Origin of the sequence: Streptomyces sp. NPDC046862 (genome assembly GCF_040704615.1) — a bacterium.
GTDB lineage: Bacteria > Actinomycetota > Actinomycetes > Streptomycetales > Streptomycetaceae > Streptomyces.
This window is the reverse complement of the sequence record NZ_JBEYXP010000047.1, coordinates 1-11,946: the sequence shown is the minus strand read 5'-3', so window position 1 is coordinate 11,946 and position 11,946 is coordinate 1. Positions and strand designations below refer to the sequence as shown.

Genomic DNA, 11,946 nt, shown 5'->3' with positions numbered 1-11,946 from the left:
CGAACTCCCTTCCTCATGAGCAACTCCGCGCACACTCTGTCCGTCGTGACCTCGGAGCACGACGGGAACCCGCATCCGGCGGGTCGTTCCCTGCCCGCCTGGTCGGCGCCCGCCGCCCTCGGTCTGATCCTCGTCCTGGCAGCCCTGCTCCACGGCTGGGCGCTCGGCTCGCTCGGCTGGGCCAACAGCTACTACTCGGCCGCCGTGAAGTCGATGGGGCAGAGCTGGACCAACTTCCTCTTCGGTTCCTACGATCCGGCCGGGGTCGTCACGGTCGACAAGCCGCCGGCCGCCCTGTGGCCGCAGGTGATCAGCACCAAGATCTTCGGGCTGCACGGCTGGGCGATGATCCTGCCGCAGGTGATCGAGGGCGTGGCCGCAGTCCTCGTCCTGCACCGCACCGTGCGGCGCTGGGCGGGGGAGGGCGCGGCGCTGACCGCCGCGCTGGTGTTCACCCTGACGCCCATCACCGTGGCGATCAACCGGGACAACAACCCCGACACCCTGCTCGTCCTGTTCCTGGTGTCGGCCGCGTACGCGCTCACGCGGGCGCTGCGGGCCGAGGGCAGGGCCGCGACCTGGTGGCTCTGTGCGAGCGGCTTCCTGATCGGGTGCGGGTTCCTCACCAAGATGCTCGCCGCCTGGATGGTCGTCCCGGCCTTCGCCGTCGCCTGGCTCGTGGCAGGAAGCGGCGCCTGGATCCCGCGAGTCGGGCGGCTGCTGGGCGCGGGAGCCGTCCTGGCGGCGTCCTCCCTGTGGTGGGTCGCGATGGTGGCCCTGTGGCCCGCCGACCGCCCCTACATCGGGGGCAGCGAGGACGGCTCGGCCTGGGACCTCGTGGTCGGCTACAACGGGCTCGGCCGGGTCTTCGGCTCGGACAGCGGGGGCCAGGGCCCGATGGGCGGCGGTATCTCGTTCGGCGGAGCCGCCGGCCTCGGGCGCCTGTTCAACGACCAGGTGGGCGGTCAGATCAGCTGGCTGCTGCCCGCCTGCGCCGTCGCTCTGGCGGTCGCGGTGGTCTGCGCGGTGCTGCGGCGCCGGGGCGGGCTGCCCGACTCCGCCGTCCTGCCCGCCTCGGGCTGGCTGCTGTGGGGGACCTGGCTGGTGGTCTGCGCGGCCGTGTTCTCCACCCAGCAGGGCATCTTCCACCCCTACTACACGACCCAGTTGGGCCCGGCGATCGCCGCCCTGTGCGGTGGTCTGCTTGCCGCCCTCGTCCGGGTCCACCGCGCGGGGCTGCGCTGGACGCTTTGGGTGGGAGCCGCCGCCGTGGCGGTGAGCGCCGTGTGGGCCGCGACGCTCGTCCGCCGTACCCCGGACTGGAACGGCTGGCTGGTGTGGCCGGTGCTGCTGGCCGGATGCGTCGCGATCGCCCTCCTGCTGCTCGCCCGGCGCACCGGCCGCCGTGGACTGCCTGCGGTGGCGGCCGGGGCCGCGGTGGCCGCGGTCCTGGTGGCGCCGGGTGCGTGGGCGGTGAGCGTGCCCGGATCGACCAGCGCGATGGGCGGAGCCAACCCGACCGCGGGACCGGCGGTCCTGGGATTCGGGGGAGGAGGCATGCGCCTTCCTGGCTCCGGTGGCGGGAACCAGCCCTCGGGCATGCCGTCCGGAACGCCCTCGGGCATGCCCGGTTTCCCCGGTGGCTCGGGGTCGGGGCAGTCCGGTGAGCTTCCGTCGGGTGGGATGCCCTCAGGTACGCCCAACGGCATGCCGGGAGAGGGGCAGGGCGGAATGCCCGGTGCGCCTGACGGTTCCGGTTCGGGTTCCGGCAGCCGGGGGATGCCCTCCTTCCCCGGCAATGGCTCCGGCGGAGCTCCTGGAGGCTCGCGTGCCCGCGGAGCCGGCGCGTTCGGCGGCGGTGCGGAGCTGACGGGCAACCAGCGCAAGATCCTGAACTACGTGGTCGAGCAGGCGCCGAAGGCACGGATCAAGCTCGCCGTGGAGGGCGGTGCCATGTCCGCCGGCACGTTCATTCTCGGCAGCGACGAGACGGTCATCGGCATGGGCGGCTTCACCGGCTCGGACAACGCGCCCTCGGTGGCCCAACTGGAGAAGTGGACCGAGGACGGCCAACTGCGTTACATCTTGGGTTCGGACTCGGGCGGCGGCTTCCCCGGCGTGTCCGGCGGTCCTTCGCAGCAGCGCTCCGACTGGATCTCGAAGAACTGCACCGAGGTGCCCGCCTCCAAGTACGGCGGCACGTCGTCGCAGCAGAACAGCGGGATGATGGGATTCGGCGCCAACGTCCTTTACGACTGCGCCGCACAATGAGCCCCGGGGCAGCCCGTACGCACGACACCCAGCACAGAACGGACGGACCGGCGTCATGACCGAGCGGGCCGCGGACAAGCCCCGGCGCAGGCTTCTCGTGGTGGAGGACGAACCCAGCATCCGCACCCTGCTGGAGTCCACCCTCCGCCTCACCGGGTACGACGTGAACAGCGCCGACACGGGACAGGCGGCCCTCGTGGAGGCCGAGCGCGCGGCACCGGACCTGGTGCTGCTGGACGTGACGCTGCCGGACCTGAACGGATTCGAGGTGACCCGCAGGCTGCGGGCGGCGGGAAACGACGTACCCGTGCTGTTCCTGACCGCCCGCACGGGCCTCGACGACCGGTTGACCGGCCTCAGCGTCGGCGGGGACGACTACGTGCCCAAGCCCTTCAGCATCGAGGAGGTGCTGTTGCGCATCGAGGCCATCCTCCGCCGCACCGGCGCCGCGCCCCCGCCGTCCTCCACGGAACGCGTGCTGAGCTACGCCGACCTGGAACTGGACGAGAACGCCCACGAACTGCACCGCGCCGGCGAGTACATCCCGCTGTCGCCGACCGAGTTCAAGCTGCTGGGCTATCTCATGGAGAACGCCACACGGGTGGTGAGCAAGGTCCAGATCCTCAACCACGTGTGGAGCTACGACTTCGCAGGCGACGCGCGCATCGTCGAGACCTACATCAAGTACCTGCGCAAGAAGATCGACCGCTTCGACCCGCCGCTCATCCACACCGTACGAGGCGTCGGCTACTGCCTGCGGCTGCCCCGCGACCGGACCGGGACGGGCGACCGGTGAGAGGGCTCCTGCCGCGTCCCCCGCGAGCACTGCGACGGCGGCTCGTCGTCGGGGTCACGGTCCTGGCCGCCGTGGCGGTGCTGGCCTCGCAGGCGATCGGCTCGGTGGTGCTGCGCTCGTGGTTGCTGGACCGGGTCGACCAGCAGCTCGCCGACTTCCACCCACCGGCGCCCCTCTACGCCGACGTGCTCCGCGACGACCTTCCCGACGCGATGCAGCGCCCGAGCGTGCTGCCCTCGGACTTCCGCGTCTACTTCTACGACTCGACGGGCAGGCGACTGCAGCGTTCCATGGGCGCGGGGCGCAAGGCGGCCCCTCGGCTGCCGGACTCCGCCGACGGCCTCGCGATGCGCTACGGGCGCCCGGAGACCGTCTCCGCCGAAGACGGCGACGGGAGCTGGAGAGTGGTCCGGTACGCCGGGCCGGACGGCATGAACGCCGTGGTCGCCCTGCCGCTGGACACCGTCGACGGCGCCCTGTCCAGACTCCTGTGGCTGGACGCGGTCGTGCTGGGCGTCGCGGTCGCCGCGCTGATCGCCGTGGGGCGCTGGGTGGTCCGCCTGGGGCTGCTCCCGCTGACCCGTATGGAGCGCACCGCCGAGGAGATCACCGCCGGCGACCTCGGCCTGCGGTTGACGGACACCGACGCCCGCACCGAGATCGGACGGCTCGGCCGGGTCCTCAACACCATGCTCGACCGGCTGCAGCGGGCGCTTCAGGAGAGGGAGGCCTCGGAGGCGCGGATGCGGCGCTTCGTCGCCGACGCCGGGCACGAACTGCGCACCCCGCTCACCGCGATCCAGGGCTACGCGGAGCTGGCGCTGCGTCCCGAACGGCGCTCGGCGGGCGAACGCCGGGAAGCGGACCGGATCATCGCCCAGAACGCGGAGCGCATGCGTCTGCTGGTCGACGACCTGCAGTTGCTCGCCTCCTTGGACAAGGAACCCTCCTACCGGTACGAACCGGTGGATCTGCTGTCGCTGGCGGCGGACGCCGTCAGCGCGGCGGCCCTGCACGACAGCACGCACCCGGTCGATCTCGGCCCCGTGCGTGCCCCGGAGAACCCCCGGGGCACGGACGAGCCAGTAGCACGCACGGACGAGCCGGAAGCACGCACCGACGAACTGGAACTGGTCGAGACCATGGGCGACCCGCACCGCCTCCGCCAGATCATCGAGAACCTGCTGTCGAACGCGAGGACCCACACCCCGCCGGGTACCGCTGTCCACGTCCGGGTCGGCACCGCCCGCAGCGGCGCGGCCGGCGGATCCGAGCGGCCGGGGCGCACCAGCGCCTCACCGCCCCTGCCCGAGGGCACGGCGGTGAGCGTCGTGGAAGTGTCCGACGAAGGGCCCGGCCTGAGCCCGCATGACGCCGCCCACGTGTTCGAGCGGTTCTACCGGGCCGACCCCTCCCGCTCCCGTGCCCGCGGCGGCAGCGGACTGGGCCTCGCCATCGCGGCCACCATCGCCGAGGGACACGGCGGGCGCCTGGAACTCGACACCGCACCCGGCGAGGGCTGCACCTTCCGCCTCGTACTGCCCGGCGAACCGCCGGAGTGACAGGGGCAGGTGGGGCGCCTGATCCCAGAAGTGACGTGTGCCCGGAACGCTGCCGCTCCGGCCGGTGATTGTCTCGACAGCGTGTACGACCAGGCGCGCCGGAGCCGGAGGATGAAGGGAAGCCGCGTCCGCGCACAGCACTGGGGGCCGGACCGGTCGACCGGAGGGAGAGCTGTGGAGAAGGCACGGACCAGCAGCCACATACGCGCCACCGACCAGGCCCGCGGCCGCGGGACGCAACCCGCCGCGCACGCCCCTGAAGAAGCCGGCGACCTGGCGGAGTCGTTCGCCGGGTTACGGGCGAGGGAGTTCGGCTACCTCGACGAAGGCGGGCACGTCTACCTGGACCACACCGGCACCGGGTTACCCCCGCGCTCGCTCGTCACCGCGAGCGCGGAGCGGATCGCCGGAGGCTGTTACGGCAACCCGCACTCCGAGAGCCCGGCCTCCCGCGCGTCGGGAGAACTGCTCGCCGAGGCGCGCCGCGCGGTGCTCCGGCACTTCAACGCCGACCCCGGCGAATACGCGGTGATCTTCACGCCCAACGCGACCGGAGCCCTGCGACTGGTCGGCGAGGCCTACCCGTTCACGCCGCGCGGCAGACTCGTGATGTCGCTGGACAACCACAACTCCGTCAACGGACTGCGGGAGTACGCCCGGGCCAAGGGCGCGACCACGGCGTACGTGCCCGTGCACGGCCCCGACCTGCGGATCGACGAGGAACGGCTGACGGACACGCTCACCGCACGCGGCCATGGGCACCGACGCCCCCAGGGGCTGCTCGCCTACCCGGCGCAGAGCAACTTCACCGGCGTACAGCACCCGCTGGAGTGGATCGAGCAGGCCCACGCGCACGGCTACGACGTACTGCTCGACGCGGCCGCCTTCGTCCCCACCAACACCCTGGACCTGAGCCGGTTCCACCCCGACTTCACCGCGGTCAGCTGGTACAAGGTCCTGGGCCACCCCACCGGAGTCGGCAGCCTGATCGCCCGCAGGGAGGCGCTCGCCCGGCTGCGGCGGCCCTGGTTCTCCGGCGGTACGATCCACGCGGCCAGCGCCCAGGCGGAGTGGCACGTCCTCGCCGACGACGAGGCGGCCTTCGAGGACGGCACGGTCAACTTCCTGTCCGTGCCGGACGTGGCGGCCGGACTCGACTGGATCAACGGCATCGGCATGGACCGCGTCCACACCCATGTCACCCGGCTCACCGGCCTCCTCCTGACCGGTCTGCGCGCGCTGCGGCACAGCGACGGATCACCGATGGTGAGGGTGTACGGCCCGGACAGCATCGCGGCGCGCGGGGGAACGGTCGCGTTGAACCTGTTGGGCGCGGACGGCGGGATCGTCGACGAGCGGATCGTCACGCGCGACAGCGCCCGGCGCGGTGTCTCGCTGCGCACGGGCTGCTTCTGCAACCCGGGCGCGGGCGAGGCGGCGTTCTCTCTGTCACTGCGCCGGCTGCGCGCGGCGGCGCGCAGGGAACTCGCCTCCATGGATGCCTACTTGGAGGTCCTGGGGCTGCCCTCGGCCGGCGCCGTCCGTGTCTCCCTGGGCCTGGCTTCCCAGCCCAAGGATGTCGAGACGTTCCTGTCGTTCGTGGCGGAGACCTACCGGGACCAGGTCCCGCGCACGGCGGGGCTGACCGCGCGAGTGGGCTGCTGAGGAGGGCCGCCGAGACGTTCCGCCGATCTTCCCTTACGCAGTACGGGTGAATCAGCCGACTTTCCCGTTCGTCGCCGGCGGTGAGTCCTTTACCGTCTCGGACGGATCCGGCGGTCGCAGGGTGGTCCTGCGGGCGGGTGCCGGTTGAAAGGCACACCTCATGTTGTTGGTACAGCGCTCACTGTCACCGGGTGGTGGGCGGTCCGGAGTTGGGCGGCGCGCTTGACGGGGATCGGGCCGGCTGTCGGCTGCTGGGCGTTGACGGTCTCCTTGGCGCTCCGCGCGTCGGGGGTGAGCGGGCGGGTGCGGACGCGCCTGCTGCTGATGGCGGGCTCCGCGGCCGCGGGAGGTGTGTACCGGGCCGCGGTCGACGTGATGCCCGCTCACCCCTCCGTATGGGGCCTGGACGTGCGGTCGTTGCTCGGTTCGGTGGTGGTCGTCGGAGTGACGGTGACGGTCGGCCTGGGGATGGCGGGTCTCGTGGTCGCGGCCGACGCCGGTACGGGGCGGCGCATGTGGCTGCGGCGCGTGCTCGACGGCGTCGTCACCGCCGGATCCGTGTTCATGACCGGATGGGTACTGCTGCGGGGCCCCGGTGACGGCTGGCGGCTGGGCGCTGGAATGGTGGGCGCCCTGTGGGCCGCCGAAGTCGTGTTCCTCAGTTTTCTGTTCGCGCTGCGCCGTCAGGTACGGGACGACCACCGCGCCACTTTGTGGGTGGCGGTCGTCGGGCTGTCCCTCACACTGGTCGGCGACACGCTGCGACTGTGGGGAGCCGGCCCGGACCTCTCCGAGGAGACGTCCGGGCAACTGGCCGGTGCCTTCAACACGGCGGGCCTGCTGGTGGTCGCCGCCGGCCCCTGGGTGCCCGGTGGCGCGAGTGTCCTGGGCGCCGGCCGGTCGGCACTGCGGTTGGGCATGGAGGGCGCCGCCGCGTTCGTCCCCCTGGTCGTCTTCACCGTCATGGCTCTGGGATACGCGCTGGCCCCTCTGGCCCGCGACCCGGTACCGCTCTTCGTCGGGGCGACGGTCCTGCTGGGCCTCTGGGCCCGCCGGACGCTCCTGCCGAGCGAGAGCACCAGGAAGGGTGACTGAGCCCGTCCGAGGCGGTGAGCGCGTGCGCCTCAGGGGGTCGCGAACCTGGCGACGTACTCGTCGAAGGGTTCGATGCCGGCCTCCGCACGCCGTTCGTCCACGCGCTCGGGCTCCTCGCACGGCCACGGGATGGGCGACCCGTCCCTCACGCCCGCGATCTGGGTGCCGTAGATCTGCTTGCGGCCGTCGTTGACCAGCGTGCGATCGCGCAGGAAGGCCAGCTCGCGGAGTCCGGCCCTGCCCGCCGCCACGGCTTCCTCGAGCAGGTGGAGCGCGCGTCGCTGCACCCCCAGTTGCCGGTCCGCGTGCTGCGCGATCAGCCAGGCCGCCCGTGCGGCGTCCTCGCCGACCAGGTCGGCGGTGGGCCAGCCGTGTTCGTCCATGATCTGCTGTAAGCGGTCTCCGTGCCGGGTGGTCAGGCGCCGCCACACGAGCTGCTCGGCCGGATCGTCGCTGTGCCCGCGGCTCGCGACCTGGTGATCCGCCGCGGCCATGCGCTCGAGCTCCGCCGCCAGCGCGGCCATGTCCGATGCGGCGGCCTTGTCCGATGCCATCGTCAACTCCAGGGTCGGCTCGCTGTCGAGGGACATGCCGCAACCCTAGAGGCGCCCCTGGCCACAAAGATCATTCGCGGGAACGGTGACAGCCCTGCTCCGGCGCGGGGATACTGGAACCACCCCTGGAGCCGGGGCCGGCCGGCCGCGACGGTGCCGCCCCGGAGCATGGCGCAAGCGAGAGCGCACCGCGCCGGGGCTCTGATGCGGGCACCGTTCACTGATCATTCGTCGGGGGTCATGGGGTCCGGGTGTCGTCCGTTCGTTCGCCCTCCGCCTGGGACGGCTCGGTCCGGGGGACGTCCGGATGCTGCTCCACGGCTGTGCGCTCGGCCGGTTCGTCGCGCTCGCCCTCGGCCTGGGAGGGCGTGTGCGAGTACAGCCAGCGGTCCTCGTCCGAGGCTCCGGTCTTCATGGCGGGCCTCCCTTGTTCGCTCCTCTCCCATGCTCCTCCCGGAGCGGCGGCGAGGCGAGAGCGGCGGCGGAGGACGCCGGTGGCCCGGCTCAGCTGGGCGTCGGGGTGAATCCGTCCCTGACCTGGTCGAAGGCGGGGCGGTAGGTACTCCAGTCCGCGGCGGGTGCGGAGAGGTAGATGTCGTACTCCCGGCCGCCTTCCCTGCCGTAGCCGAGGTCGATGGCACGGAAGAGGCGGGCGCGTCCCTGGAAGGTGAACTCCCACACCGCCGCGGGCTGCCCGCGGAAGCTGGTCTGCTGCATGCGCAGCCGGCGGTACGTCGGGTAGTTGTCCTTCGTGTTGTCCTCGATGTCGTAGAAGTGGGTCACAGGATTCTTTCCCGCGGGGGCCACGGTGCCGATCGTGATGCCCGCCAGGCCGGACGGGTCGGCGTACGTGACCTCGTCGGGGGTCCGCTCGCCGACCTTCCAGTCGTCCGGCACGGGGAAGGAGACTCCGAGCAGCGCGTCCCGGACCAGCCGGTAGCCCTTGGGCGCCGAGGAGGGCCCGGGCGACGACGCGGTGGGACGTGGGGTACCGCCGTGGGAACCGGTGGTGGTGTCCGGGCCGCGACGCGTGAGCGCGTAGAACGAGGCTCCCGCGGTCACGGCCACCGCCACGACCGCCGTCACCGCGAGGCCCGCGCGGCGCGGGCGCCGCGCGCGGACGCGCCCGCCACCTCGGGAGGGGGACGATGCCGGGACCGGCTCCGAGCCCCTCGCGCCGCTGGGGCCGTGTCCGGGCACCCCCGTATGCCGATCGCTCGTCGCGGACCGGCCCACTGAGGCGGACCGGCCGGTCGAGGCGGACGCGGAGGCCCTGGGCAGTACCGACGTCGACGCGCCCGAGCGCGCCGCGTGCAGGGCTCGTTCCGTCTGCTCCGCGGAGGGCCGCTCGTCGGGGTCCTTGCTCAGGAGGGCCTCGATGAGGGGCTCCAGCGGCCCGGCTCGCCGCATCGGCTCCAGCGGATCGACGACGACGGCGTACGCGGTCTCCACCGCCGTGTCCCTGCGGAACGGCGGCCGCCCCTCGACCGCCTGGTACAGCGCGGCGCCCAGCGACCACAGGTCCGAGGCCGGGCCGGGCTGCTGCCCGCGCATGCGCTCCGGCGCCATGTAGTCGATCGAGCCGACCATCTCGCCGGTCTTGGTGAGCGTGGACGTGCCGGACGTCATCGCGATGCCGAAGTCCGTGAGCACCACCCGGTCCTCGGCGCCGAGCAGAACGTTGCCCGGCTTGACGTCGCGATGCAGGACGCCGGCGGCGTGCGCGGCACGGAGGGCGGCGACCATGCCCAGGCCGATGCGGGCGGCCTCCCCGGGCGCCACGGTCCCGCCGCCGCGGAGGAGATCGTCCAGCGTGCTGCCGGGGACGTACTCCATCACGATGCAGGGCCGCCCGTCGTCCTCCACGACGTCGTGCACGACGATCACGTTGGGGTGCGTGACACTGGCCGCGCTGCGCGCCTCGCGCCGCGTCCGTTCGTACAGGGTGGCGAGGTCGTCGGAGGACAGATGCGGATGCATGTGCAACTGCTTCAGTGCGACCTGGCGGCCCAGCACCCCGTCCTCGGCGCGCCACACCATACCCATGCCGCCGCGGCCGATCAGCTCGGTGAGCCGGTAGCGCCCGGCGATGAGCCGTCCCTCGTCCGACACCGTGTGCCCTCCGCTACCTGTGCCTGCTGTGTGACGCCCTTGGCTGCCGTCGTCACCATAACCGCTGCGGCGCGCGGCTCCGGCGGGGAACCGGGCCCGGTCCGCCGGCCCGCCGGTCCGTCCGCCCCGTCGTGGGCCGGGTGGGGCCGACGGGGACATGTGCTTTCGTGAATCACATCACTTCGCGACGCGGCTGGGCCCAGGGAGCCCGACGTCGGCACAGGGGCGCGTCATCCGCCGCCGTCGAGGTCGGTGCACTGGCGGAGCACCCGTAGCTCGTGGCCGAGGAGCCGCATCTCGTACAGCTTCCCCCGCGCGTTCTCGAAGGGACGGTGGAGGATCATCATGAGCCGGCCCTCGAAGGTGTGGAACAGCATGCCGTGACCGCTGTCGTTCCGGACCAGGGGCCGCTGCTGCCGCCACGGCCCCTTGATGTCGCCGGACGTCGAGACGGCGTAGGTCTGCACATAGCCACCGCCGAGGGTGCCGTCCTGGCCGACCACGTTCTTCTCGTACGTCGACCACAGCATGAGCAGGGATCCGTCGGGGGTGGGGTACAGCTGAGGGCCGTCGGTGACGTAGGGCGGGAGCTGGTGCGGCACCCCGCCGGGGATCTGCTCGCTGAGCCAGGGCGCGTCCGAGGCCTTGAACAGCAGCACCGGGGCGCCGACGGTCCCCGACAGGTCCGCGGAGAGCCGGATCGCCTCCATGGTTCCGTCGATGGTCTGCAGCCACTCGTGTGCGTACACCATCCAGGGCTGCCCGGACGGGTCGACGTAGAGCGTGCCGTCGAGGGTCATGAGGTTCTCGGGCGGGGTGGGGCGTGAGGGGTCGACGACGGTGAAGGGGCCCAGTGGTGAGTCGGCCACGGCCGTGATCGTGCCGCGCATGTGGGTGGCTGTCCCGAACGGTGTGCCCCACGGGCCGGGAGGCGGTACCGGCAGCGGTTTGTGCTGGTCGTGCAGTGTGGTGAACAGGTAGTACCTACCGTCCCGTTCGTGCACCTCAGGGGCCCAGCCGCCGTCCGTCGCCCAGATTCCCGGCTGGTCGCCGGCCCGGAAGACCACGACGGGGCGCGTCCAGTCGCGCAGGTCGTGGCTGCGGTAGACCATCGTGCCGGTGCCGTCCACGCCCGACACGGACGGGTCGTTGGACGTGTAGAGGAAGTAGGTACCGGTCCTCTTGTCGGCGACGACGAAGGGATCGTGCAGCGGCATGTCGGGCAGCCGCATCAGCTCGGTGTCAGCCACGGTCGAAGAATACGTGGACGGCAGGCCGGCGAAACGGCCGGGAGGCCGGCGGCAGCCGACGCCGGCCTTCGGCTGTGCCCTCCGTAGTGCCTTCCGTAGTGCCTTCCCTCGTGCCTTACCTCGAGCCTTCCGTCAGGCCTCCGTGTCGTCCGGGCCCGACGAGGTGGGCGGAGCGCCGCTCTCCGCGGGGCGGCGGGAGCGATACGTCTCCCGGTACGCGGCGGGAGACATGCCGATCTGACCCCGGAAGTGGCCGCGCAGGGCGACGGGTGAGCGGAAGCCGCAGCGCCCGGCGACCTCGTCCACCGAGTAGTCCGACGTCTCCAGCAGACGCTGGGCCTGCAGCACGCGCTGGGTGATCAGCCACTGCAGGGGAGCGCTCCCGGTGAGGGAGCGGAACCGGCGGTCGAAGGTACGGCGGCTCATGTAAGCGCGCGCGGCGAGGATCTCCACGTCGAACTGCTCGTGGAGGTGCTCCAGCGCCCAGGCGACGACCTCGGCGAGCGGGTCGGCGCCGATCTCCTCCGGTAAAGACCCATCGAGGTGGCGCTCCTGGCCGCCGCTGCGGCGCGGCGGGACCACCAGACGCCGGGCCAGCGCGCCCGCCGCCTCGTTGCCGTGGTCCGTGCGCACGATGTGCA

10 protein-coding genes are annotated in these 11,946 nt (G+C 72.3%); 5 read left to right on the top strand and 5 right to left on the bottom strand.

The window, feature by feature from the left end:
- Window positions 1-15: 15 nt before the first annotated feature.
- The 5 genes from AB0959_RS38705 (at window position 16) to AB0959_RS38685 (ending at window position 7,389) form a co-directional block, all read left to right on the top strand.
- Entirely contained in the window at window positions 16-2,271 is a 2,256-nt protein-coding gene (locus AB0959_RS38705; protein ID WP_366831463.1) for a glycosyltransferase family 39 protein, read from the top strand.
- A 55-nt stretch (window positions 2,272-2,326) separates the two neighbouring features.
- Window positions 2,327-3,067 (top strand): response regulator transcription factor, encoded by a 741-nt coding sequence (locus tag AB0959_RS38700; RefSeq protein WP_366831462.1) that lies wholly within the window; start codon window positions 2,327-2,329, stop codon window positions 3,065-3,067.
- A complete protein-coding gene (locus AB0959_RS38695) occupies window positions 3,064-4,629 on the top strand; it encodes a HAMP domain-containing sensor histidine kinase (RefSeq protein ID WP_366831461.1) in 1,566 nt (521 codons plus the stop codon). The genes AB0959_RS38700 and AB0959_RS38695 overlap by 4 nt, the downstream gene beginning before the upstream one ends.
- 273 nt (window positions 4,630-4,902) lie before the next feature.
- Window positions 4,903-6,294 carry an aminotransferase class V-fold PLP-dependent enzyme gene (locus AB0959_RS38690; protein ID WP_366831531.1) on the top strand — a complete coding sequence of 464 codons (1,392 nt, stop codon included), beginning with the start codon at window positions 4,903-4,905 and terminating at the stop codon, window positions 6,292-6,294.
- Window positions 6,295-6,597: 303 nt separating this feature from the next.
- Entirely contained in the window at window positions 6,598-7,389 is a 792-nt protein-coding gene (locus AB0959_RS38685) for a hypothetical protein (RefSeq protein WP_366831460.1), read from the top strand.
- 29 nt (window positions 7,390-7,418) lie between these two features.
- On the opposite strand, the gene AB0959_RS38680 is transcribed toward AB0959_RS38685, so the two are convergent.
- From AB0959_RS38680 to AB0959_RS38660, 5 genes are all read right to left on the bottom strand, one after another.
- Entirely contained in the window at window positions 7,419-7,943 is a 525-nt protein-coding gene (locus AB0959_RS38680) for a DUF6624 domain-containing protein (RefSeq protein WP_366831530.1), read from the bottom strand.
- A gap of 238 nt (window positions 7,944-8,181) precedes the next feature.
- On the bottom strand, window positions 8,182-8,358 hold the full coding sequence (locus AB0959_RS38675; RefSeq protein ID WP_366831459.1) for a hypothetical protein: 177 nt from the start codon (window positions 8,356-8,358) through the stop codon (window positions 8,182-8,184).
- An 89-nt stretch (window positions 8,359-8,447) separates the two neighbouring features.
- Window positions 8,448-10,055: a serine/threonine-protein kinase gene (locus tag AB0959_RS38670; protein WP_366831458.1), complete on the bottom strand. Its 1,608-nt coding sequence runs from the start codon at window positions 10,053-10,055 to the stop codon at window positions 8,448-8,450.
- Between the two features lie 230 nt (window positions 10,056-10,285).
- Window positions 10,286-11,287, bottom strand: coding sequence for a glycoside hydrolase family 43 protein (locus AB0959_RS38665; RefSeq protein WP_366831529.1), 1,002 nt, complete (start codon window positions 11,285-11,287; stop codon window positions 10,286-10,288).
- A gap of 150 nt (window positions 11,288-11,437) precedes the next feature.
- The coding region (locus AB0959_RS38660) for a helix-turn-helix domain-containing protein (RefSeq protein ID WP_366831457.1) at window positions 11,438-11,946 on the bottom strand (509 nt) is incomplete at its 5' end.